The following is a 24711-nucleotide window of genomic DNA, read 5'->3' as shown; positions in this document are numbered from 1 at the left end:
GGCCCTGACCTCAGGTCTTGTACGTTCTTGCGCGCTCGCGGCGGTACGCCCCCGGCGGCACTCCGACGATCCGGGTGAAGTGCCGGTTGAGATGCGGCTGGTCGGTGAAGCCCACCGCGACCGCGGCGTCGGCGGGTGCCGTACCCGCGTCCAGCAGCCGCCGGGCCCGGCGCACCCGGGCGTCGGTGAGCCAGGTGTGGGGCGGCAGCCCGTACGCGGCCTTGAAGGCGCGCAGCAGGGCGAACGGGCTGGTGCCGAGTTCCTGCGCGAGCTCCTCCAGCGAGGGAGGGTCGGCCATCCGGTCCTCCAGCACCTGCCGTGCGCGCTCCGCCGTGGCGCCCCCCGGCGCCGGCGCGGTGCGGCCGGGCAGCGAACCGCCGTGACGGCGCAGCAGCCGGGCGACCGTGATGCGCAGCACGCTGTCGGCGGCCAGGGCGTTGCCCTCCTCCGCGGCGCGGTGCACCTCGTGCACCAGACGGGCCGCGTCGGCGTCCTCGACGATGGTCTCGGCGAAGCCCGCCGTACCGCGCAGCGTGGTCGTCTCGGCGGCGATCGAGGCGACCAGCTCCGACGACGGGTACAGGGTCGAGTAGACCCAGCCCTCGGGGACGCCCGCCTTCGCCGAGTGGGGGACCTCCGGGTTGATCATGACGACGGTGCCCGGCCGGGCGCGGATGGTGCCGTTCGGCATGACGACGTCCTCGATGCCCCGGCGGACGGCGCCGAGGACGAAGCCCTCGTGGGTGTGCCGGGTGAAGGAGTGCCGGACGTACCGCGCGCGCAGCAGGTCCAGGCCGGGCACGCCCGGGTACTGCCAGTGCCGTGCCCACTCGTCCTTCCGGTCCGGTGCCGCGTCCGTGTCCATGCCGCCCTCCATACCGCCATTCTGCGCCCGCCTGCTGCGCGGCCGAGCGGTTCGTCCACGTCCTGGACATCCGTTGTCGGTGCCCGGGTGCACGATGGGGGGCATGGCCAGGACTGCGCTCGACTCCTTCTCCCCCGCGACCCGAGGCTGGTTCACGGGGGCCTTCAGTGCGCCCACGGCGGCGCAGGAGGGCGCCTGGCAGGCCATCGGCGAGGGCGCGGACGTGCTGGTGGTCGCGCCGACCGGGTCCGGCAAGACGCTGGCCGCGTTCCTGGCCGCTCTCGACCGGCTCACCTCCACTCCCCCGCCCGCCGATCCGAAGCAGCGCTGCCGGGTGCTGTACGTCTCCCCGCTCAAGGCGCTCGCGGTCGACGTGGAGCGGAATCTGCGCAGCCCGCTGACGGGCATCCGGCAGGAGTCCGTCCGCCTGGGCCTGCCGGAGCCCGAGGTGCGGGTCGGCATCCGGTCCGGCGACACCCCGCCGGCGGAGCGGCGGGCCCTGGTGACCCGCCCGCCGGACATCCTGATCACCACGCCCGAGTCGCTCTTCCTGATGCTGACGTCCGCGGCGAGGGACGCCCTGGCCGGCGTCGAGACGGTCATCCTCGACGAGGTGCACGCCGTGGCCGGGACGAAGCGGGGCGCGCATCTCGCGCTGTCCCTGGAGCGCCTCGACGAGCTGCTGCCGCGTCCTGCCCGCAGGATCGGGCTGTCCGCGACGGTGCGCCCGGTCGACGAGATCGCCCGCTTCCTGTCGCCGCAGCGCCGGGTGGAGATCGTCCAGCCGCCCTCGGGCAAGGAGTTCGACCTGTCGGTGGTCGTCCCGGTCGAGGACCTGGGCGAGCTGGGCGGCTCCCCCGCGTCGGACGCATCCGGCGCGGCGGCCGAGCGCCCGTCGATCTGGCCGCATGTGGAGGAGCGCATCGCCGACCTCGTCCAGGCGCACCGTTCCACGATCGTCTTCGCCAATTCCCGCCGTCTCGCGGAGCGCCTGTGCAACCGGCTCAACGAGATCGCCTACGAGCGGGCCACCGGCGCTCCCATGCCGGAGGACGCCCCGCCGGCCGAGATCATGGCGCAGTCGGGCGCCTCCAAGGGCGCCCCGTCGCTGCTGGCCCGGGCGCACCACGGCTCGGTCTCCAAGGAGCAGCGCGCCCTGGTCGAGGAGGACCTGAAGGCGGGACGGCTGCCGGCCGTCGTGGCCACCTCCAGCCTGGAGCTGGGCATCGACATGGGCGCCGTGGACCTCGTCGTGCAGGTCGAGTCGCCGCCCTCGGTCGCCTCCGGACTCCAGCGGGTGGGCCGCGCGGGGCACCAGGTCGGCGCGGTGTCCACCGGCGTCGTGTTCCCCAAGTACCGCGGCGATCTCGTGCAGGCGGCCGTGGTGACGGAGCGGATGCGGACGGGCTCCATCGAGTCGCTGCGCGTCCCGGCCAACCCGCTGGACGTCCTGGCGCAGCAGCTGGTCGCCATGGTCTCCCTGGACACGTGGCACTTCGACGACCTGCTGGCGCTGGTGCGCAGAGCCGCCCCGTTCGCCTCGCTGCCCGAGTCGGCGTTCACCGCCGTGCTCGACATGCTCGCGGGCCGCTATCCGTCGGACGCCTTCGCCGAACTGCGCCCCCGGGTGGTGTGGGACCGCGTCGCGGGCACGGTCACCGGCCGGCCCGGGGCGCAGCGGCTCGCGGTGACCTCGGGCGGCACCATCCCCGACCGGGGCCTGTTCGGCGTCTTCCTCGCGGGCGCCGACCCGAAGAAGGGCGGCGGCCGCGTCGGCGAGCTGGACGAGGAGATGGTCTACGAGTCCCGGGTGGGCGACGTCTTCACGCTGGGCACGACCTCCTGGCGCATCGAGGACATCACCCGCGACCGGGTCCTGGTCTCCCCCGCGCCCGGTGTGCCGGGCCGGCTGCCCTTCTGGAAGGGCGACCAGCTGGGCCGGCCGCTGGAACTGGGCCGCGCCGTCGGCGCCTTCCTCCGCGAGATCGGCGGCCTGTCCGACGAGGACGCCCGGCTGCGGCTGCTCGCCGCCGGTCTGGACGCCTGGGCGGCGGACAACGTCCTCTCCTACCTCGACGAACAGCGCCGCGCCTGCGGCCATGTGCCCGACGACCGCACCATCCTCGTCGAGCGCTTCCGTGACGAACTGGGCGACTGGCGGGTGGTGATCCACTCGCCCTTCGGCGCCCAGGTGCACGCGCCGTGGGCGCTGGCGCTGGGCGCCCGGCTCGCCGAGCGGTACGGCATGGACGCCCAGGTGATGCATGCCGACGACGGCATCGTGCTGCGGCTGCCCGACGCCGATCTGATGAGCCTCGACCTGCTCGACCAGGACCCGGTCCACGACGACTCCCCGCACGGCGGCGAGCAGGCGCCCGTCGGCGCCGGTGACACGGTCTTCGACAAGGGCGAGGTCGCCCAGCTCGTGACCGACCAGGTCGGCGGCTCGGCCCTGTTCGCGTCACGTTTCCGCGAGTGCGCCGCCCGTGCCCTGCTGCTGCCGCGCCGCAGTCCCGGCAAGCGCACACCCCTGTGGCAGCAGCGCCAGCGTGCCGCGCAACTGCTCCAGGTGGCGAGCGAGTTCGGTTCGTTCCCCATCGTGCTGGAGGCCGTCCGCGAGTGTCTCCAGGACGTCTTCGACGTCCCCGGCCTCACCGAGCTGATGGGCGACATCGAGTCGCGCCGCGTCCGCCTGGTCGAGATCACCACCCCGGAGCCGTCCCCGTTCGCCCGCTCGCTGCTCTTCGGCTACGTGGCCCAGTTCCTGTACGAGGGGGACTCGCCGCTCGCCGAGCGCAGGGCGGCGGCCCTGTCCCTGGACTCCCGGCTGCTCGCCGAACTGCTCGGCCAGGCCGAGCTGCGCGAGCTGCTCGACGCGGACGTCCTCACCGAACTCGAGCGCGAGCTCCAGTGGCTCACCGACGACCGGCGCGTGAAGGACGCCGAGGGCGTGGCGGACCTGCTGCGCGTCCTCGGTCCGCTCACCGGGGCCGAGATCGCGGAGCGCGGCGGCGAGGAGGCCTGGGCCGAGGAACTGGCCGGGGCGCGCCGCGCGATCCGGGTCCGGATCGCGGGCGCCGACCACTGGGCGGCCGTCGAGGACGCGGGCCGGCTGCGCGACGCCCTCGGCACGGCGCTCCCGGTCGGCGTGCCGGAGGCCTTCACCGAGCCCGTGAAGGATCCGCTCGGTGATCTGCTGGCCCGCTTCGCCCGCACCCACGGCCCGTTCACGTCGTCCCGGGCTGCGGGCCGCTTCGGCCTCGGCCCGGCGGTCACCGAGGGGGCGCTCCAGCGTCTCGCCGGTGCGGGGCGGGTGGTGCAGGGCGAGTTCCATCCGTCGGGCATCGGACAGGAGTGGTGCGACGCCACCGTCCTGCGCAGGCTGCGCCGCCGGTCCCTGGCCGCCCTGCGCCACGAACTGGAGCCGGTGGCGCCCGCCGCGCTCGCCTCGTTCCTGCCGCAGTGGCAGCACATGGGAGGCAACCGCCTGCGCGGGATCGACGGACTGGCCCGCGCGATCGAGCAGCTCCAGGGCGCGGCCGTGCCCGCCTCGGCCCTGGAGAAGCTGGTGCTCCCGTCCCGCGTCTCCCACTACGGCCCCACCCTGCTCGACGAGCTCACCACCACCGGCGAAGTGCTGTGGGCGGGCGCGGGCGCGCTGCCCGGCAAGGACGGCTGGGTCTCCCTGTATCTCGCGGACGCCGCACCCCTGTTGCTGCCCGCCCCCCACCCGCTGGAGCTGACGGCCCTGCACGAGTCGGTCCTCACCGCGCTCTCGGGCGGATACGGCCTCTTCTTCCGGCAGATCGCCGATCAGGTCCGTGCCACCACCCACCCGGACGCCTCGGACCCTCAACTCGCCGACGCGCTGTGGGACCTGGCGTGGTCGGGCCGGCTGACCAACGACACCCTGGCACCGCTGAGGGCGCTGCTCGGATCGGGCCGCACGGCCGGCTCGACGGCCCACCGCGCGCGGCGCACCGTCCCCCGCGGCCGCTTCGGCACCCTCTCCGCCGCCGCCCGTACCGCCTCCCGCTCGGGCCCGCCGACCGTCAGCGGGCGCTGGTCGCTGCTGCCGCCGCCGGAGCCCGAGCCCACCCACCGCGCGCACGCCCTGGCGCGCACCCTGCTGGACCGGCACGGCGTCGTCACCCGGGGCGCGGTGGCGGCCGAGGGCGTGGAGGGCGGCTTCTCCGCCACCTACCGCGTCCTGTCGGCCTTCGAGGACAGCGGCCAGGCTCGCCGCGGCTATGTCGTCGAAGGTCTGGGTGCGGCCCAGTTCGCCATGGACGGCGCCGTGGACCGGCTGCGCGCCGCGGCCACCGCCCGTGACAGGGAGGAGGGCCACGGTGCCCCGCGCGCCGTCGTCCTGGCGGCCGCCGACCCGGCCAACGCCTACGGGGCCGCGCTGCCCTGGCCCGAACCGCCGGAGGGGGCCGGGCACAAACCGGGCCGCAAGGCGGGGTCCCTCGTGGTGCTCGTCGACGGCGAGCTGACGCTGTACATGGAGCGCGGCGGCAAGTCGCTGCTCGCCTGGGCCACCGACCCGGACGCCCCCGCCCTGCACGCCGCGGCGGAAGCCCTGGCCGGCGCGGCCAGGGAGGGCGCGCTCGGCACCGTCACCGTGGAGCGGACGAACGGCACACCGGCCCTGACGTCACCACTGGGGCGCGCCCTGGAGGGCGCGGGATTCCACGCCACGCCCAGGGGACTGCGGCTGCGGCCCTGAGGAGCCGCGCCGCCGAGGGCGCATCATGGGGTCATGCCCGAAGGAGACACCGTCTGGTCCGCCGCACACCGACTGCACACCGCGCTGGCCGGCCAGGTCCTGACCGTGTCGGATCTGCGGGTGCCGCGGCTCGCCACGGTCGACCTCACCGGCCGGGAGGTCCTGGACGTCACCCCGCGGGGCAAGCACCTGCTCACCCGTGTCGAGGGCGGACTGACCCTCCACTCCCATCTGCGGATGGAGGGCTCGTGGCGGGTGTTCCGCACGGGTGAACGCTTCCGCGGCGGCCCCGACTTCGAGATCCGCGCGATCCTCGGCACCGGCGAGCACACGGCCGTCGGCTACCGGCTTCCCGTGCTCGAACTGCTGCGCACCGCCGAGGAGGAGAGGGTCGTGGGCCATCTCGGCCCCGATCTGCTCGGCCCCGACTGGGACGCCGGGAAGGCCGTGGCCAACCTGCTGTCCGATCCCGGCCGCCCGCTCGGCGAAGCCCTTCTCGACCAGCGCAATCTCGCCGGCATCGGCAATGTCTACAAGTGCGAACTGGCTTTCCTGGCAAGGGTGTCGCCCTGGCTGCCGGTCGGCGACCTCGGTGACGGCATCCCGGCCCGCCTGGTGGCCACCGCGCACCGTCTCCTCGACCTCAACAAGGCGCGCCCGGACCGCACCACGACCACGGGCCGCCGTCCGGGTGAGCGTCTGTACGTCTACGGGCGCCGGGGCCGCCCCTGCTTCCGCTGCGGCGCCCCGGTGAGCAAGGCGGAGCAGTCGGACGGCGCCTCCGAGCGCGTGACCTACTGGTGCCGCGGCTGCCAGCCGGGGCCGACACCCTGACCGGACACCACCGCACGAGAACGCACACAGGGCCCCCGTCGGGATCCCGGCGGGCTTCACGTGCCCCGGTCCCCGCGAGAGGCCCTCGGTCCTCGACTCGTCTCCGACGCCGGCGCCCTCGCACCGCCACGTCCTCAGCCCGGCTCACCCGCGCCGGATATGCCGTCCTCGCCGCCGCGCCGCGCACCGCCCCCGGGGGCCCGGGACGCCGCCACATGCACCGGCAGCAGACTCAGCCCCCAGCCGCCCGCCGCGACGGCTCCCTCCAGCACTCCTGCGTGCTCCGGCACGAAGACGAGCCGAAGCACCGCCCACCACCACAGCCCGCCCGCCACCAGCCCGATCAGGACGACGGACACGAGGGCCGCCCCGCGTATCGCCATGGCCGCCTCCTCCGGTCCGTCCCGTTCCCGACGCTAGTGCGCGTCCGCCGTCCCGCGCGAGGGCGCGCGGTTGGCGGACCCGGCGCGCGTGCGCCGGAGTCCGCCGGTCGACCGCCGCCCGTCCGTCCGGGCCGCGGCTCCGTCGGCCGACGGAGCCGTCAGGCCGTCTCCGCCTGGAACATCCACGCGTGCTTCTCGAGATCGGCCGTGACCGCGATCAGGATGTCCTGGCTCACCGGGTCCGGCTTCTCCGTGGCCTCGATGCGCTCGCGCATGCGGGAGATGACCGCGCCGAGCGCGTCCACCAGGCACTGCACCGCGTCGGTGTCCTTGATCCATCCCTCGGGCACGGATCCGATGGCACTCTGCGAGGCGACCGACGCCGCCCGGCCGTCCGGGGTCACGCCGATCGCCGAGGCGCGCTCGGCGACGGTGTCGGAGTGCTGGCGTGCGGTGTCCACGACCTCGTCGAGCTGGAGGTGGACGGACCGGAACCGCGGACCGACGACGTTCCAGTGGACCTGCTTGGCGACCAGGGCGAGATCCACGAGGTCGACGAGCGCACCCCGCAGGGCGTCCCCGACGGTCTTCAGATCAGCATCGGACAGAGGGCTCTTGACGACAGACATGCGTGTCCTCCACTCGGTTGCACGACTACGCTCCACAATCGCACAACTACTCAAAGGGGTCATTCCGGGGCCTGTCGCACAAAATGCACGAAGGTCCCGACAGTACTCGCGTACCTGTCGGGACCTTCGTCCAAACCCGGAAAATGTCGGGCGGTGCCTACGGATCAGGCGGCGACGACGTCGACCGCTTCCGTGGGCGCCTTGATCGTCACACGCTCGGTCGGCACACCTGCCACCGACGTCACGGAGACGGAACCCAGCATCGGGCGTACCGGTGCGGGCACCGGTTCGCTGGCGGCCGCCGACGCGGCCAGCTCGGCCAGGGACAGTTCGTCGCTCACCTCACGCATGAGCTCGGACATCCGTACGTCCAGCGCGTCGCAGATCGCGGAGAGCAGCTCGGAGGAAGCCTCCTTCTGCCCCCGCTCCACCTCGGAGAGATAGCCGAGTGAGACTCGGGCGGACGAGGAGACTTCGCGCAGAGTACGGCCCTGGCGCTGGCGCTGCCGACGCAGCACGTCACCAAGCAGGCGACGGAGCAGAATCATCGGTGGCTCCCTCCTCGGACCGCGTAGCCGCATCCTTCACGCCCCACCGTACCGCCTCGCGCCGCGGCCGTGCGGGGAGCGATGTCGTGTTCACTCAGGGCTGCAAACATCAAGTCCCCCCGTTCTGTTCCGTATCCTGTGCCCGCGCATTCCCGTGCAGTTCGCCGCAGAGCAGATCGAGCACTCTCCGTACACTCTCTTTACGAATGTCCTCCCGGCCGCCGTTCAACCGCAATGCGGCCGTTTTCCCGGCGCCACCGGGTCCCGAGACGGCGACGAAGACCGTCCCGACGGGCTTGCCGTCCTGGGCCGCGGGCCCCGCCACACCCGTGGTGGCCATCCCCCAGGTGGCGCCGAGCCGGCGCCGCACACCGGCCGCCATCTGCGCCGCGACCTCGGGGTCCACCGCACCGCGCGCCGCCAGCAGGGCGGGGTCGACGTCCAGCAGTTCACTCTTCAGAGCGGTCGCGTAGGCCGTCACGGACCCGCGGAAGACGTTCGACGCGCCCGGCACCTCGGTGAGCCGGGAGGCGACGAGGCCGCCCGTCAGGGACTCGGCGACGGCCAGCGTCTCGCCACGCTCCGCAAGGAGCGTCAGCACGCGGGCCGCCGTGTTCACCGGGTCGGGCCCCCGTCGGCGGCCGCCACGGCGCGTTCCCTGGCCAGTCCCCTGCGCCGCAGCAGCACCGCCTGACGCACGTAGTCGAGGCCGGTGACGACCGTCAGCACGACCGCGACCGTCATCACCCAGAAGCGCAGGGTGGCCAGCGGCCCGGTCAGGGCCAGGACGTACATCCCGACCGCGGTGCCCTGCGCCAGGGTCTTCATCTTGCCGCCCCGGCTTGCCGGGATGACGCCGTGCCGGATGACCCAGAACCGCATCAGCGTGATCGCGAGCTCACGGAAGAGGATGACCCCCGTCACCCACCACGGAAGGTCGCCGAGGGCGGAGAGGCAGATCAGCCCGGCGGCCATGATCGCCTTGTCGGCGATCGGATCGGCGATCTTCCCGAAGTCGGTGACCAGGTTGTACGTCCGCGCCAGGTGCCCGTCGAAGATGTCGGTGATCATGGCGACGGCGAACGCGGCCCAGGCCCAGGCGCGCCAGGCGGGGTCGTAGCCGCCGTCCTGGAGCAGCAGCACCACGAACGCCGGTACCAGCACCAGCCGGATCATGGTGAGGATGTTGGCGATGTTCCACAGGCTGGCCTGGTTGACGGCCGCAGCGCCCAGCTTGCCGCCGGGCGCCGGCCTGCCGGTGCCGCCCGCGGCGGATGCCGGCACTCCGGTCATCTGCCCGCCTCCTCGTCCAGACAGTCGGCCACCAGGTCGACTCCCTCGGTGGCGACCACCTTCGCGGTGACCATCCGGCCGGGGACGAGGCCCTCCGCCGAGGTGAGGAGCGTCTGCCCGTCGGTCTCGGGGGCCTGGTGGGCGGCACGGCCCACCGCGCCCTCCTCCTCGTCCACGCTCTCGACCAGCACCTCCAGGGTCTCGCCCAGGCGCTCCTCGGCGCGCTGCGAGGTCAGCTCCTCGGCGACCCGGGACAGGTGGGCGAGGCGCTCGGAGATCACGTCGGCGTCGAGCTTGTTCTCGTAGCCGACCGCCTCGGTGCCCTCCTCGTCGCTGTAGCCGAAGACGCCGATGGCATCCAGGCGCGCGGCGCCGATGAAGCGCTCCAGCTCGGCGAAGTCCGCCTCGCTCTCGCCGGGGAACCCGACGATGAAGTTGGAGCGCACACCGGCCTGGGGCGCCTTGCCCCGGATGGTCGCCAGCAGTTCGAGGAAGCGCTCGGTGTCGCCGAAGCGGCGCATGGCGCGCAGCACTCCGGGAGCCGAGTGCTGGAAGGAGAGGTCGAAGTACGGCACGACCTTCTCGGTCGACGTCAGGACGTCGATGAGGCCGGGGCGCATCTCCGCGGGCTGGAGGTAGCTCACGCGGACCCGCTCGATGCCGTCGACGGCCGCCAGTTCGGGCAGCAGGGTCTCCAGCAGGCGGATGTCGCCGAGGTCCTTGCCGTAGGAGGTGTTGTTCTCGGAGACCAGCATGACCTCCTTGACGCCCTGCTCGGCAAGCCAGCGGGTCTCGCCGAGCACGTCGCTCGGACGGCGCGAGATGAAGGAGCCGCGGAAGGACGGGATGGCGCAGAAGGTGCAGCGGCGGTCGCAGCCGGACGCGAGCTTCACGGAGGCGACAGGGCTGGTGCCCAGGCGGCGGCGCAGGGGCGCGCGCGGCCCGGAGACCGGCGCGACGCCGTCCGGGAGGTCCTCGGGTGCGGTCGCGAGGGCGTCGCCGTGGCCGGGGAGGGCGACCTCCGTGGCCCCCTGGCGCTCGGCGGGGCTGAGCGGCAGCAGCTTGCGCCGGTCGCGCGGGGTGTGGGAGGCGTGGATGCCGCCGCTGAGGATGGTCTGGAGGCGGTCGGAGATGTCCGCGTAGTCGTCGAAGCCGAGCACACCGTCGGCTTCGGGAAGGGCCTCGGCGAGTTCCTTGCCGTACCGCTCGGCCATGCAGCCGACGGCGACGACGGCCTGGGTGCGGCCGTGATCCTTGAGATCATTGGCCTCGAGCAGGGCGTCGACGGAGTCCTTCTTGGCGGCTTCGACGAAGCCGCAGGTGTTGACGACGGCGACATCCGCGTCGGAGGCTTCCTCGACGAGCTCCCAGCCGTCCGCCGCCAGGCGGCCTGCGAGCTCCTCCGAGTCCACCTCGTTACGGGCGCAGCCAAGAGTGACAAGGGCGACGGTACGGCGTTCGGGCATGGGCTCAAGACTACTTTGTCCCGGCCCACGCCCCTGCCCCGAGGGTTGCGCCGCCCGTCACCGGGCGCGCCACGGGTCCGTCAGCCCGCCTCGGGGTCGCCCTTGGTGTAGGTCAGACGCTCGACGCCGCCCCGTTCGAACTCGTCCTCGATCTTCTTCCCGTTGACGAAGAGCTCGATCGCTCCGGCGTTGCCGAGGATGAGATCGACGCGCTCGTCGTCCTGGAAGGTCTTGGTGTCGCCCTTCTGGAGGGTGCCGTCGAAGAGCAGCTTGCCGTTGTGGGACTTGGCCTGGATCCAGCTCTTGTCGTCGACGACCGACAGCTGGACCGTGACCTTGTCCTTCGGCACGGCGGCGATGGCGCTGTCGGAGGGGTCCGGCTTGGGGTCGGCGGGCTTGACCGGGGTCGCGGTCGGGGACGGCTTGACCTCCGGCGCGGTCCCCTCGGCGACCTGGGTGTCCTTGCCGTCGCCGTCGCCGCTGACGAGGGTGAAGCCGGCGAAGCCGACCACGGCGACGATGGCGGCGACCATGGCCGCCGTCCAGTTGGGCCTGCGGGGCTCGGGGCGGATGCGCTCGGCCTCGAACAGCGGCGCGGCGGGCGTCGGCGAGGGCCGTCCGCCGTGCTCCGCGTCGTACTGCCCGACGAGCGGTTCGGGATCGAGACCGACGGCCCGCGCGAAGGTGCGGATGTGGCCGCGGGCGTAGACGTCGCCGCCGCAGCGGGAGAAGTCGTCTTCCTCGATCCCGTGGACGATGGGGATGCGCACCCGGGTGGCGGCACTGACCTCTTCGACGGTCAGACCCGCGCCGATGCGCGCCTGCTGGAGGGCGTGGCCGATCGACGGCCGCTCGTCCTCGACGGAAGGGCGGTTGTCTTCGGGGGAGTTGCCGATGGACACGGGGGCGCCTTTCGAGCGTGTAGCCACCTGCTGGAGGTTCAGTCTAGGGGTGGTACGAAAGAGTGGGGCAACCGGGAGGCGAAACTTTGTACGCCATCGGAATGGCCTGCTCCGCACGAGGGCGGACCACCTTCTCGTCCCTCCCTCCAACTTGACGTACGACCAAGGGAAACGGTTGCTCCCGAATCCCTTACGAGTGAGTGTCTCCCCGGATCACGGCGAGCACTCCATCCAATTCATCCGGTTTCACGAGAACGTCACGTGCTTTCGACCCTTCGCTCGGGCCGACGATGTTGCGCGACTCCATCAGGTCCATCAGGCGGCCGGCCTTGGCGAATCCGACGCGCAGCTTGCGCTGGAGCATCGAGGTGGACCCGAACTGCGTGGAGACGACCAGTTCGGCGGCCTGGCACAGCAGGTCAAGGTCGTCGCCGATGTCCTCGTCGATCTCCTTCTTCTGCTTGGTGCCGACCACGACGTCGTCGCGGAAGACCGGGGCCATCTGGTCCTTGCAGTGCTGGACGACCGTCTGCACCTCGGCCTCGGTGACGAAGGCGCCCTGCATACGGGTGGGCTTGTTCGCACCCATCGGCAGGAACAGCCCGTCGCCCTTGCCGATCAGCTTCTCGGCACCCGGCTGGTCCAGGATGACCCGGCTGTCGGCGAGCGACGAGGTGGCGAACGCCAGACGCGAGGGCACGTTCGCCTTGATGAGGCCGGTGACGACGTCGACCGACGGCCGCTGGGTCGCCAGTACCAGATGGATGCCGGCGGCGCGCGCCAGCTGGGTGATGCGCACGATGGCGTCCTCGACGTCACGCGGCGCGACCATCATCAGGTCGGCGAGCTCGTCGACGATCACCAGCAGGTACGGATACGGCTGGAGCTCGCGCTCACTGCCCTCCAGCGGCTTCACCTTGCCGCTGCGCACGGCGGCGTTGAAGTCGTCGATGTGGCGGTAGCCGAAGGCGGCGAGGTCGTCGTAGCGCAGGTCCATCTCGCGCACCACCCACTGGAGGGCCTCGGCGGCCCGCTTGGGGTTGGTGATGATCGGGGTGATCAGGTGCGGGATGCCCTCGTACGCGGTGAGCTCGACCCGCTTGGGGTCGACCAGCACCATCCGGACGTCCTCCGGGGTCGCCCTTATCATCACCGAGGTGATCAGGCAGTTGATGCACGACGACTTGCCGGAGCCGGTGGCCCCCGCGACCAGGATGTGGGGCATCTTGGCGAGGTTGGCCATCACATAGCCGCCCTCGACGTCCTTGCCGAGCGCGACCAGCATCGGGTGGTCGTCCTCGGCGGCGTCCGCGAGGCGCAGCACGTCGCCGAGGTTGACCATCTCCCGGTCGGTGTTGGGGATCTCGATGCCGACCGCGGACTTGCCGGGGATCGGGGAGATGATCCGCACATCCGGGCTGGCGACCGCATAGGCGATGTTCTTGGTCAGCGCGGTGATCCGCTCGACCTTCACCGCCGGGCCCAGCTCGACCTCGTAGCGGGTGACCGTCGGACCGCGGGTGAAGCCGGTGACGGCGGCGTCGACCTTGAACTCGGTGAACACGGTGGTCAGCGAGGCGACGATCGCATCGTTCGCCGCGCTGCGGGTCTTGCCCGGGCCGCCGCGTTCCAGCAGGTCGAGCGAGGGCAGCGCGTAGGTGATGTCACCGGCCAGCTGGAGCTGCTCCGCCCGCGGGGGCAGCGSCTGCGRCTGCTCGGGGGCGGGCTTGGTCAGGTCGGGCACCGACGACCTGACGCCGGGCTCGGCGCCCTCGGGCTCCCGGGCGGTGGGCACGGGGGAGGCGGCGCGCTGCCGGTCGGCGGTCACGTCGCGGGTGAGGTCGGCGACGACCGGCGAGGGCGGCATGCCGTTGAGCACCGCTCCGTCGAGGGCGGCGGCGGCCGCGGCCGCCACGTCGACGGCGTCCATCGCCCGGCCTGCGCCCGCCTGCGCGCCGGACCGCCGGGGACGCCGGCGCCGGTCGAGGGCGTCCTCCTCGGCCTGCTCGGCGTCGAAGACGTCGGAGCCGCCGGAGCGGCGCGGGGCGGAGCGGCGCGGACGCCCGGGCAGGGACTCGCGCCACTGCTCGTCGTAGCGCTCGTCGTCCTCGCCGGGCTCGTACGCCGGTTCGACGAGGCCGAGCTTGGAGCCGAGCAGCCGCAGGCGCTGCGGGATGGCGTTCACCGGGGTGGCGGTGACGACCAGCAGCCCGAACACCGTGAGCAGCACCAGCAGCGGTACCGCGAGCACCTCGCCCATCATGAAGATCAGCGGCTGGGAGATGCCCCAGCCGACCAGGCCGCCGGCGTCCTGCATGGCCTCCGTGCCCTCGCCGCGGCCGGGGGCGCCGCAGGCGATGTGGACCTGGCCGAGCACGCCGATGACGAGCGCGGACAGACCGATCACGATCCGGCCGTTGGCCTCGGGCCTCTCCGGATAGAGGATCAGGCGCACCGCGACCGCGCCGAGCAGTATCGGGGCCAGCAGGTCGAGCCGCCCGAAGGCGCCGGTGACGAGCATCTCCACGAGGTCGCCGACGGGGCCCCGCAGGTTCGACCAGGTGCCCGCGGCCACGATGAGGGCGATGCCGAGCAGCAGCAGCGCCAGGCCGTCCTTGCGGTGGGCGGGGTCGAGCCCCTTGGCCCCGCGCCCTATGCCGCGCAGCATCGCGCCGATCGTGTGGGCCACGCCCAGCCACACCGCGCGGGCGAGCCGGTAGACGCCCCCCGTGGGCGACGGCGCCGGTTTCGGCGGGACGGCCTTCTTGGCCGGCGCCTTCCTGGCGGGCGCCTTCTTCGCGGGAGCGGTCTTCTTCGCCGCGCTCTTCTTGGCGGGGGCCGCCTTCTTCACGGCGCCGGTCGTACGGGCGGCGCTCTTCTTCGCGGTGCCCGCCGTGCCCTGGGAACCCTTGCCGGACGTACGTGAGGCCATGGTGGTGAGGTTACCGGTGTTGACGGTGAGGGACACGTGTGGCCACTGCTTCACCCGATCGTGTCGTGCTTGCCCGGGTGGCGAACTGACGCCCCGTCACGGCCGATACGGCCCCGCGGGACCGGACGGCCGGGCTCAGGTCTGCGACGGAAGCGTCGGCGTGCCTCCGCCCGTCCCGGGCTCCAGCGCGTCCAGAGCGCGGCGCAGGCCGGTCAGCTTGCGCTCGAGATGGGCCGCCGTGGCGACGGCCGCCGCGTCCGCCGAGTCGTCGTCCAGCTGCTTGGAGAGTGCCTCCGCCTGCTCCTCCACCGCCGCGAGGCGGGCGGAGAGTTCGGCGAGGAGGCCCGCGGACTCGCGGCCGGCGGAGCCGTCCTGCCGGCCACCGCCCTCCAACTGGAGCCGGAGCAGGGCGGCCTGCTCGCGCAGCTGGCAGTTCTTCATGTAGAGCTCGACGAAGACCGAGACCTTGGCCCGCAGCACCCACGGGTCGAACGGCTTCGAGATGTAGTCGACGGCGCCCGCCGCGTAGCCGCGGAAGGTGTGGTGGGGGCCGTGGTTGATCGCGGTGAGGAAGATGATCGGGATGTCCCGCGTGCGCTCGCGCCGCTTGATGTGCGCGGCCGTCTCGAAGCCGTCCATTCCCGGCATCTGTACATCCAGCAGAATGACCGCGAAATCGTCCGTCAGCAGCGCCTTGAGCGCTTCCTCCCCTGACGATGCCCGCACCAGTGTCTGATCGAGCGCGGAGAGGATGGCCTCCAACGCGAGCAGATTCTCCGGCCGGTCATCGACCAGGAGGATCTTGGCCTTCTGCACCATGCCCCGTCCTCCTCGTCCCGGCATGGGGTCTCTCCGGCTCCGGGAGCCGGAGGACGCACCGGGCGCCGCCCCAGGGGACGACTCTCTTGCGTCGCCCGTTCTTGTGCCGGTCATGGTAGCCGCACCCCGCCCGTCGCCACACCCTGTCACCATGATGTCACTGTGCACGTACCGAAAACGTGGGGGGAGACCGGATGGTTCCCCGGAAACCGGCCTCCCACACACGTCCGGACAGAGTCGATCAGCATCGCGCGGCACACCCCGCCGCCTGCGGTCACTTTCCGTGCATCCACTGCTCCATCACCGACAGCAGGTGGTCGGGGTCGACGGGCTTCGTCACATAATCCGACGCACCCGACTCGATGGCCTTCTCCCGGTCGCCCTTCATCGCCTTCGCGGTCAGCGCGATGATCGGCAGTCCGGCGAACTGCGGCATCCGCCGGATCGCGGTCGTCGTCGCGTACCCGTCCATCTCCGGCATCATGATGTCCATCAGGACGACCGTCACATCGTCGTGCTGCTCCAGGACTTCGATGCCCTCCCGGCCGTTCTCCGCGTACAGCACCGACAGCCCGTGCTGCTCCAGCACCGAGGTCAGCGCGAAGACGTTGCGGATGTCGTCGTCGACGATCAGCACCTTCTCGCCGTCGAAGGCGAACACCCGGCGCTCGTCGGGAGCCTCCTCGCCGGCCTGCTCGCCCTGCTCCCCCGGTCCCCTGCCCGCGCTCTCGCCGCTCGCCAGCGCCTTGCGGCGCCGCCGGAAGAGCGCCGCCGGACCCGCCTGCGGCGCCGGCTGCCGCGGCGGCGACTGCACGACCTGCTCGAAGCCGCCCGCCGGCTCCTGTGCGTCGGCCTCCGCCGGCAGCTGCGGATGGGACCCCGACGACGGCTCGGCCACGTGCAGCGGCAGATACAGCGTGAACGTCGAGCCGCGGCCCGGTTCGCTCGCCGCGTGGATCTCGCCGCCGAGCAGCCGCGCGATCTCCCGGCTGATCGACAGGCCCAGGCCCGTCCCGCCGTACTTGCGGCTGGTCGTCCCGTCGGCCTGCTTGAACGCCTCGAAGATCACCCGCATCTTCCCCGCCGCGATCCCGATCCCGGTGTCCGTCACCGAGAACGCGATCAGGGCAGCGTCCGCGTCCCGCAGCGTGCCGGCCTCCAGCAGCTGCTCCCTGATCGACTGCGGCACATCGGCGCCCGCGGGCCGGATCACCAGCTCGACGGCGCCGCTGTCGGTGAACTTCACCGCGTTCGACAGCAGGTTGCGCAGCACCTGGAGCAGCCGCTGCTCGTCGGTGTGCAGCGTGGCCGGCAGCTCCGGCGAGACCCGCACCGAGAAGTCGAGCCCCTTCTCCGCGGTCAGCGGGCGGAACGTGGCCTCCACGTAGTCCACCAGCTGCACCAGCGCGATACGGGTCGGGCTGACGTCCATCTTGCCCGCCTCGACCTTCGACAGGTCGAGGATGTCGTTGATCAGCTGGAGCAGGTCGCTGCCCGCCCCGTGGATCGTCTCGGCGAACTCCACCTGCTTCGGCGACAGATTGGCGTCCGCGTTGTCCGCGAGCAACTTGGCGAGAATCAGCAGGGAGTTGAGCGGTGTCCGCAGCTCGTGCGACATGTTCGCCAGGAACTCCGACTTGTAGCGCATGGAGACCGCGAGCTGCTCCGCACGCTCCTCCAGCACCTGCCGGGCCTCCTCGATCTCGGTGTTCTTCACCTCGATGTCGCGGTTCTGCTGAGCCAGCAGCTCGGCCTTGTCCTCCAGCTCGGCGTTGGACGACTGGAGCGCCTTCTGACGGTTCTCCAGCTCGGCCGACCGCTCCCGCAGCTGCTCGGTGAGCTCCTGCGACTGCTTGAGCAGGACCTCGGTCTTGGTGTTGACGCTGATCGTGTTGACGCTGGTGGCGATCATCTCCGCGATCTGGTTGAGGAAGTCCCGCTGGATCTGGGTGAACGGCTGGAACGACGCCAGCTCGATCACGCCGAGGACCTTCCCCTCGAACAGCACCGGCAGCACGATCACGTACGCCGGCGAGGCCTCACCGAGGCCCGAGGAGATCTTCAGATAGCCCGGCGGCACATTGACCTGGATGGTCCGCTTCTCCTCCGCCGCCGTGCCGATCAGGGTCTCCCCCGGCCGGAACGACGTCGGCATCAGCCCGGCCGAGTAGCCGTAACTGCCGCGCATCACCAGCTCGTACGTCTCCCCGCCCGAGGACACGTCCGAGCTGCTGCCCGTCGCCATCGCGAGGAAGAAGGCGCCGTGCTGCGCGGAGACGACCGGCGTGAGCTCGCTCATGATCAGCGAGGCCACGTCGTCCAGGTCCCGGCGGCCCTGCATCAGACCCGAGATACGGGCCAGGTTGCCCTTGAGCCAGTCCTGCTCCTCGTTGGCGAGGGTGGTGTCCCGCAGGTTCGCGATCATCGTGTTGATGTTGTCCTGCAGGACCTGGATCTCGCCGGCCGCGTCCACGTCGATCTTCAGGTTCAGGTCGCCGCGGGTCACCGCCGTCGCCACGGCCGCGATCGCGCGCACCTGCCGGGTCAGGTTCCCGGCCATCTCGTTCACCGACTCGGTGAGGTCGCGCCAGGTGCCGTCCACGTCCCGCACCCGGGCCTGACCGCCCAGCTGCCCGTCCGTGCCCACCTCGCGGGCCACCCGGGTGACCTCCTCGGCGAACGACGACAGCTGGTCGACCATCGTGTTGATGGTGGTCTTCAGCTCCAGGATCTCGCCGCGCGCGTCGATGTCGATCTTGCGGGTCAGATCGCCCTTCGCGATCGCGGTCGTGACGGTCGCGATCTGCCGCACCTGGCCGGTGAGGTTGGACGCCATCGAGTTCACCGACTCGGTCAGGTCCTTCCACGTCCCCGACACGCCCGGCACATGGGCCTGGCCGCCGAGGCGCCCGTCGGTGCCCACCTCGCGCGCCACCCGGGTCACCTCGTCGGCGAACGACGAGAGCGTGCGCACCATCGTGTTGACCGTGTCCGCGAGCTCGGCGACCTCGCCGCGCGCCTCGACGGTCACCTTCTTCGTCAGGTCGCCGTTGGCCACCGCCGACGAGACGCGCGCGATGTTGCGCACCTGGTTCGTCAGGTTGTTGGCCATCAGGTTGACGTTGTCGCTGAGGTCCTTCCAGATGCCCGTGACGCCGCGCACCCGGGCCTGACCGCCCAGCACACCCTCGGTGCCCACCTCGCGGGCCACCCGGGTCACCTCGTCGGCGAAGTCGGACAGCTGGTCGACCATCGTGTTGACGGTCGTCACCAGCTCCAGGATCTCGCCCTTGGCGTCGACGGTGATCTTCTTCGACAGATCGCCCTTGGCGACCGCGGTGGTGACCTCGGCGATGTTGCGCACCTGACTCGTCAGGTTGTTCGCCATGAAGTTCACCGACTGGGTCAGGTCCTTCCAGGTGCCGGAGACACCCTGGACCTCGGCCTGGCCGCCGAGGATGCCCTCGGTGCCCACCTCCCGCGCGACCCGGGTCACCTGCTCCGCGAAGTTCGACAGTTGGTCGACCATCGTGTTGAGGGTGTTCTTCAGCTCCAGGATCTCGCCGCGCGCGTCCACGTCGATCTTCTGCGACAGGTCACCGCGGGCCACCGCCGTGGCCACCTGGGCGATGTTGCGGACCTGGCCGGTGAGGTTCTCGGCCATGCCGTTCACCGAGTCCGTCAGATCACGCCACACACCGGCCACACCGGGCACCTGCGCCTGGCCGCCGAGGCGCCCGTCGGTGCCCACCTCGCGCGCCACCCGGGTCACCTGCTCGGCGAACGCGGAGAGCTGGTCGACCATCGTGTTGATGGTGTTCTTCAGCTCCAGGATCTCGCCGCGCGCGTCCACGTCGATCTTCTGCGACAGGTCGCCCCGGGCCACCGCGGTGGTGACCTGCGCGATCTGACGCACCTGGGACGTCAGGTTGCCGGCCATGAAGTTGACGGAGTCCGTCAGCTCCTTCCACGTACCGCTGACGCCGTCGACCCGCGCCTGGCCGCCGAGCCGGCCCTCCGTGCCCACGTCCCGCGCCATCCGCGTCACCTGGTCGGCGAACGAGGACAGCTGCGCCACCATCGTGTTGACGGTGTTCTTCAGCTCCAGCATCTCGCCGGCGACGTCCACGGTGACCTTCTGCGACAGATCGCCGTTGGCCACCGCCGTCGTCACCTGAGCGATGTCCCGCACCTGACCGGTGAGGTTGCGGAACGCGGTGTTCACCGAATCGGTGAGGTCCTTCCACGTGCCCGCCGCACCCGGCACCTGCGCCTGGCCGCCGAGACGGCCCTCCACGCCGACCTCGCGGGCGACGCGGGTGACCTCGGAACCGAAGGACTGGAGCTGGTCCACCATGGTGTTGACGGTGTTCTTCAGCTCCAGCATCTCGCCGGCGACGTCCACGGTGACCTTCTGCGACAGGTCACCGCTCGCCACCGCCGTCGTCACCTGAGCGATGTCCCGCACCTGACCGGTGAGGTTGCGGAACGCGGTGTTCACCGAATCGGTGAGGTCCTTCCACGTACCCGCCGCACCCGGCACCTGCGCCTGGCCGCCGAGCAGACCCTCCGCGCCGACCTCGCTCGCCACCCGGGTGACCTCGTCCGCGAAGGTGCGCAGCGTCTCGGTCATCTGGTTGATCGTCTCGGCGAGCTGGGCCACCTCGCCCCGCGCGCTCACCGTGACCTTCTGGGAGAGGTCGCCGTTGGCGACCGCGGTCGTCACCTCGGCGATGCCGCGCACCTGCGAGGTGAGGTTGCCGGCCATGGTGTTCACCGAGTCGGTGAGGTCCTTCCACACACCGGCCACACCGGGGACGGTCGCCTGACCGCCCAGCTCGCCCTCCGTGCCCACCTCCCGGGCGACACGGGTGACCTCGGAGGAGAACGACTGGAGCTGGTCCACCATCGTGTTGACGGTGTTCTTCAGCTCCAGCATCTCGCCCGCCACATGGACGGTGACCTTCTGCGACAGGTCGCCCTTGGCCACGGCCGTGGTCACCAGCGCGATGTCCCGCACCTGGGCCGTCAGCCGGTACGCCATGGTGTTCACCGAGTCCGTGAGGTCCTTCCACGAACCCGACATGCCCCGCACCTGGGCCTGACCGCCGAGCTTGCCCTCGGTGCCGACCTCCAGCGCCACCCGCGTCACCTCGTCGGTGAAAGCGGAGAGCTGGTCGACCAGGCTGTTGACCGTGCGCGCGACCTTCAGGAACTCGCCGCGCAGCGGGCGCACCGTGCCGTCCTGCGGGTCGGTGGAGTGCGAGCGGAGCTCCATCCGCTGGTCCAGGTCGCCCTCGGCCACCGCGGACAGCACCCGGCCCACCTCGGACACCGGCCGGGCGAGGTCGTCGACCAGCTCGTTCGCCGCGTCGATCGCGACCGCCCAGGAGCCCTCGCAGGCGCCCGTCTCCAGCCGCTCGGTCAGCTTGCCCTCGCGGCCGACCATTCTGCGGACCCGCGCCATCTCGCCGGTGAGATGCAGATTGCGGTCCGCGACCTCGTTGAAAACGGCCGCGATCTCGGCCATGACGCCGTCGCCGGACACCGTCAGGCGCCGGCGGAAGTTCCCGTCCCGCATCGTCACCAAGGCCGCCAGCAGCCTGTTCAGCGCCGCCGTGTCGACCTCGGTCGTCCCATTGCTCCGGGATCGTCCGCCTTTCGCACGCGCGTCCTTGGCCCGCGCCGTTGCGCCAGACTCCACCGTGTCCCTCCCGCAGGGGTTGACCGTACTGCCTGGGCTCTCTCAGGAAGCCTGCCCAGTGTTTCACCATGCCGGAACCAGGCCATAACAGTTCGGCAGCTTCGCATAGGGTCCCCGCCCCCGGAGGACGGAAACAGCCGCAACCGGCATCCGCTCGGACAGCGAAGGTAAGTAACCTGGCATGCGGCTGTCCAACCGCCCCGGTCCGCCCGGCAGGGGTGGTGCGAAGCAGGCACGTCACCGGGCACGGGGAGGAACAGGCCGATCATGGCAGAGCCGGGCGTCGAGACGCGTACGAGGAGTTCCGTGATCACCGCTCGGGCGGCCGCCACCTTCGAACCGGTCGGGCGGTCCGTAGCGGCCGCCCGTGCCTTCGTCCGCGACACCCTCCAGGGCTGGGGGTACGCCGACGTCGTCGACGACGCCGTGGTCCTCACCAGCGAACTGGTCACGAACGCGGTGATCCACGCCGGCACGGCGGCCGACGTCCTGTGCCTGCGCAGCGAGGACGGCGTCCGGGTCGAGGTCGGCGACCGGTACCCCGAGCGCGAGGTCCCGATGCAGGGCACCGGGCAGTCCTTCGGCAGTCTCGAACGCGAGAACGGCAGAGGTCTGCTGCTCTGCGCGGCCCTCGCCTCCCGGTGGGGCGTGGAGTACACCCCGACCCGGAAGCACGTGTGGTTCCGCCTCGACCTCCCCCAGCGCGCCGTGGGCGCCCGCTCCGCGGGCCCCGCCCTCCCCACCTCGATGCTCCCGGTCGCCGAGGAGCGCGTCCGCGTGGCCGTCGTCCAGATCGGCAGCGCCGGCACCATCACGGTGTGGAACGAGGACGCCCGGCACCTCTTCGGCTACGCGACCGACCAGGTCGTCGGCAAGCCCCTGACCGACCTCGCGGCCTGGCCCCACACACCGGGCACCGGCACCGGGATCGCGGAGGCACTCCAGCTCTCGCGCTGGGAGGGCAGCTACGGCCTCCGCGGCTCGGACGGCCGCGTCATCTCCGTCTACGCCTCCCACCTGCGCGTACGCGACACCCACGGCGAACCGTCGACGGTCTGCCTGCTGGTGCGCGACGAGGAGCGCGCCGTCCTGCAGACACCGCAGCGCGCCCCCGCGTCCGACCGCGGGGCGGACAGCCGCTCCACCGACCCCTTCGAGGTGTTCATCGGGTCGCCGGCACCCGACGACCTCGACGGGCTCCTCCAGCGCACCGTGGAACGCGCCCGGGACATGCTCGACGGCGACTCCGCGTTCCTCCTGCTCGCCACCGACGACGAGACCGAGCTGGAGGTCCGCGCGACCACCGGCCTGCCCTCGGCCCGGCAGCGCTTCGCCCGGGTCCCGGTCGAGGCCGGCACCGGCCGTTACGGCTCCGCCCGCATGCCGGCCGTCCACGAGGACCTCACCAGCGTCCCCGGCGCGGTCCCCCTGCTGAACTCGACCGGCATGCGCTCGGTGGTCACCGTCCCGCTCAAGGTCGAGGGAAGACTCACCGGATCCCTCGGCGTCGCCGCGGAGGCGGCCGGGCGCTACTCCAACGAGGAAGCGCTGCGGCTGCAGTTCGCCGCCGACCGGATCGCCCTGGCCGTCGAGTCCGCCCGGCTGGGGGAGCTCGAACGACTGCGCCGCGGGTCCCTCTCCTTCCTCGTCGAGGCCTCCGACCTGCTCGCGGGCACCCTCGACCGGGACCAGACCCTGGCGCTGATGGCCCAGATGACCGTCCCGACGCTCGCCACCTGGTGTGCGGTCTACACGATCGCCGACCAGTCCTCCGAGCCCTATCTGTCCTACGTCCTCCACGAGGACGAGGAGCGCATCGACGACCTCAAGGCCCTGCTGTCGAGGATCGACGCCCCGGACCCGGTGCCCACGCCCGGCGCCCGGGTGTGGACCGCTCCCGCCGAGGCCGCGCAGCGCGCCGCGCTGCTCCTCTCCAAGCGCGAACTCGGCCTCGGCTCGGGTATGCCGGTCTCCTCCGGCATCGGCGGGACGATGGCGACGGCCGCGGTCGTCGGCGGCGAGACGGTGGTGCTGCCCCTGGTCGCCCGCAACCGGGTGATCGGCATGATCGTGCTCGGCAAGCCGTCCGACGACCACTTCCGCCAGGAGATCCTGGAACTGGCCGAGGACCTCTCCCGCCGTGCCGCCCTGGCCCTGGACAACTCGCGGCTCTACTCGGAGCGCGTGGCGATCAGCCAGTCCCTCCAGCGGAGCCTGCTGCCGCCGGAGCTGCCGCAGATCCCCGGGGTCGAGGTCGAGGTGATCTACCGCGCCGCCGGCGAGGGCAACGAGGTGGGCGGCGACTTCTACGACCTGTTCCCCATCCGGGACGGCGCGTACGGGTTCGCCATCGGCGACGTCTGCGGCACCGGACCGGAGGCGGCCGCCGTCACGGGTCTGGCGCGCCACGCGCTGCGCCTGCTGGCGCGCGAGGGCTTCGGCGGCCCCGCCGTCCTCGAGCGCCTCAACGCGGCCATCCTCGACGAGGGCGCCCGCAGCCGCTTCCTCACGCTGCTGTACGGCGAGCTGTGGCCGCAGGAGGACGGCAGCGCCGTCCTCAAGTTCGTCTGCGCGGGCCACCCGCTGCCGCTGCGCCTGCGCCAGGACGGCACGGTGGAGCCGGCCGCCGAACCGCAGCCGCTGCTGGGTGTGATGGACGATCTCGAACTGTACGAGGAGGTCGTCACGCTCGACCCGGGCGATGTGCTGCTGTGCGTCACCGACGGCGTCACCGAACGCCGTGAGGGGACGCGGATGCTGGGTGACGACGGCCTGAGCGATGTGCTGACGACATGTACGGGCCTGACCGCGGGGGCCGTCGCCGCCCGCGTCCTGCGGGCTGTCGAGCGCTTCGCGGCCGAGCCGGCGTCGGACGACATGGCGATCCTGGCGATGCGCGTCCACGAGCCCCACAAGGACTGAACCGCTCGCGGGCGGACCGCACTGCGCGGTCCGCCCGCGCATACGAAAAAGGCCCCTCGCCGTCGAGGCGAGGGGCCTTTTCTCAGTGAGCCCCCAAACGGAATCGAACCGTTGACCTTCTCCTTACCATGGAGACGCTCTACCGACTGAGCTATAGGGGCCTGTTGTTCCGGGCTTTCCCCGTGGCAACGAGAAGAAGCATAGCCCATCCCCACGGGCGATCTCAAATGCCTGACCTGCACTTCTTCCAGGGGCCGGGCAGGAGGCCGGACGGGGCGGCGGACAGCCGCCCCGAGGCCGGCCACCCGCCGCCGGACCGGCGAACGGCCGTGAACGCAGAAAAGCCCCGGAACACAGTTCCGGGGCTTCCCCACAATGATTGTTCGGCGGCGTCCTACTCTCCCACAGGGTCCCCCCTGCAGTACCATCGGCGCTGAAAGGCTTAGCTTCCGGGTTCGGAATGTAACCGGGCGTTTCCCTAACGCTATGACCACCGAAACACTATGAAGATGTCGAACTACCAGCCAGCAAAAGGCGAGTTCGTTACTTCAGAACTAACACAGTGGACGCGAGCAACTGAGGACAAGCCCTCGGCCTATTAGTACCGGTCAACTCCACCAGACACAGTGGACGCGAGCAACTGAGGACAAGCCCTCGGCCTATTAGTACCGGTCAACTCCACCAG

14 protein-coding genes, 1 tRNA gene and 1 rRNA gene are annotated in these 24711 nt (G+C 71.6%); 3 read left to right on the top strand and 13 right to left on the bottom strand.

Features of this window, described 5'->3' with window-relative positions:
- Positions 1-10: 10 nt before the first annotated feature.
- On the bottom strand, positions 11-865 hold the full coding sequence (locus tag EAO77_RS14810; protein ID WP_147988442.1) for an AraC family transcriptional regulator: 855 nt from the start codon (positions 863-865) through the stop codon (positions 11-13).
- Positions 866-968: 103 nt separating this feature from the next.
- Between EAO77_RS14810 and EAO77_RS14805 the strand changes: the two genes are divergently transcribed.
- Together EAO77_RS14805 and EAO77_RS14800 are read left to right on the top strand one after the other, a co-directional pair.
- Positions 969-5594 carry an ATP-dependent helicase gene (locus tag EAO77_RS14805; RefSeq protein WP_147988441.1) on the top strand — a complete coding sequence of 1542 codons (4626 nt, stop codon included), beginning with the start codon at positions 969-971 and terminating at the stop codon, positions 5592-5594.
- A gap of 33 nt (positions 5595-5627) precedes the next feature.
- Complete coding sequence (locus EAO77_RS14800; RefSeq protein ID WP_147988440.1) at positions 5628-6428, top strand: Fpg/Nei family DNA glycosylase; 801 nt, start codon at positions 5628-5630, stop codon at positions 6426-6428.
- Positions 6429-6562: 134 nt separating this feature from the next.
- Here EAO77_RS14800 and EAO77_RS14795 read toward each other — a convergent pair whose 3' ends face one another.
- The 10 genes from EAO77_RS14795 to EAO77_RS14750 form a co-directional block, all read right to left on the bottom strand.
- Complete coding sequence (locus tag EAO77_RS14795; RefSeq protein WP_261993904.1) at positions 6563-6811, bottom strand: hypothetical protein; 249 nt, start codon at positions 6809-6811, stop codon at positions 6563-6565.
- Positions 6812-6969: 158 nt separating this feature from the next.
- Positions 6970-7440 carry a Dps family protein gene (locus tag EAO77_RS14790; RefSeq protein ID WP_147988439.1) on the bottom strand — a complete coding sequence of 157 codons (471 nt, stop codon included), beginning with the start codon at positions 7438-7440 and terminating at the stop codon, positions 6970-6972.
- A gap of 164 nt (positions 7441-7604) precedes the next feature.
- Positions 7605-7988, bottom strand: coding sequence for a helix-turn-helix domain-containing protein (locus EAO77_RS14785; RefSeq protein WP_147988438.1), 384 nt, complete (start codon positions 7986-7988; stop codon positions 7605-7607).
- A gap of 109 nt (positions 7989-8097) precedes the next feature.
- Positions 8098-8607, bottom strand: a complete 510-nt coding sequence (locus tag EAO77_RS14780) for a CinA family protein (RefSeq protein WP_147988437.1) — start codon at positions 8605-8607, stop codon at positions 8098-8100.
- The gene (gene pgsA / locus EAO77_RS14775) at positions 8604-9281 is read right to left on the bottom strand and encodes a CDP-diacylglycerol--glycerol-3-phosphate 3-phosphatidyltransferase (RefSeq protein ID WP_147988436.1); all 678 of its coding nucleotides are present in this window, start codon (positions 9279-9281) and stop codon (positions 8604-8606) included. Before pgsA ends, EAO77_RS14780 begins: the two co-directional genes overlap by 4 nt.
- Positions 9278-10747: a 30S ribosomal protein S12 methylthiotransferase RimO gene (rimO, locus tag EAO77_RS14770; RefSeq protein ID WP_147988435.1), complete on the bottom strand. Its 1470-nt coding sequence runs from the start codon at positions 10745-10747 to the stop codon at positions 9278-9280. The genes pgsA and rimO overlap by 4 nt, the downstream gene beginning before the upstream one ends.
- Before the next feature lie 80 nt (positions 10748-10827).
- Positions 10828-11649, bottom strand: a complete 822-nt coding sequence (locus EAO77_RS14765) for a helix-turn-helix domain-containing protein (protein ID WP_147988434.1) — start codon at positions 11647-11649, stop codon at positions 10828-10830.
- A 190-nt stretch (positions 11650-11839) separates the two neighbouring features.
- Positions 11840-14581, bottom strand: coding sequence for a DNA translocase FtsK (locus tag EAO77_RS14760; RefSeq protein ID WP_147988433.1), 2742 nt, complete (start codon positions 14579-14581; stop codon positions 11840-11842).
- A 135-nt stretch (positions 14582-14716) separates the two neighbouring features.
- On the bottom strand, positions 14717-15400 hold the full coding sequence (locus EAO77_RS14755; protein WP_147988432.1) for a two-component system response regulator: 684 nt from the start codon (positions 15398-15400) through the stop codon (positions 14717-14719).
- Positions 15401-15674: 274 nt separating this feature from the next.
- Positions 15675-21104 carry a HAMP domain-containing protein gene (locus tag EAO77_RS14750; RefSeq protein ID WP_147988431.1) on the bottom strand — a complete coding sequence of 1810 codons (5430 nt, stop codon included), beginning with the start codon at positions 21102-21104 and terminating at the stop codon, positions 15675-15677.
- A 267-nt stretch (positions 21105-21371) separates the two neighbouring features.
- On the opposite strand from EAO77_RS14750, the gene EAO77_RS14745 reads away from it, so the two are divergent.
- A complete protein-coding gene (locus EAO77_RS14745) occupies positions 21372-24026 on the top strand; it encodes a SpoIIE family protein phosphatase (RefSeq protein ID WP_147988430.1) in 2655 nt (884 codons plus the stop codon).
- Positions 24027-24114: 88 nt separating this feature from the next.
- Here the strand turns inward: EAO77_RS14745 and EAO77_RS14740 are convergent.
- Both EAO77_RS14740 and rrf read right to left on the bottom strand, forming a co-directional pair.
- Positions 24115-24187, bottom strand: a tRNA-Thr gene (locus EAO77_RS14740).
- A 220-nt stretch (positions 24188-24407) separates the two neighbouring features.
- A 5S ribosomal RNA gene (gene rrf / locus EAO77_RS14735) occupies positions 24408-24524 on the bottom strand.
- Positions 24525-24711: the final 187 nt, after the last annotated feature.

It is taken from the genome of Streptomyces sp. T39 (assembly GCF_008042045.1).
Taxonomy (GTDB): Bacteria; Actinomycetota; Actinomycetes; order Streptomycetales; family Streptomycetaceae; genus Streptomyces.
Note: the sequence above shows the minus strand (reverse complement) of the source record. Positions and strands in the feature narration are given on the sequence as shown.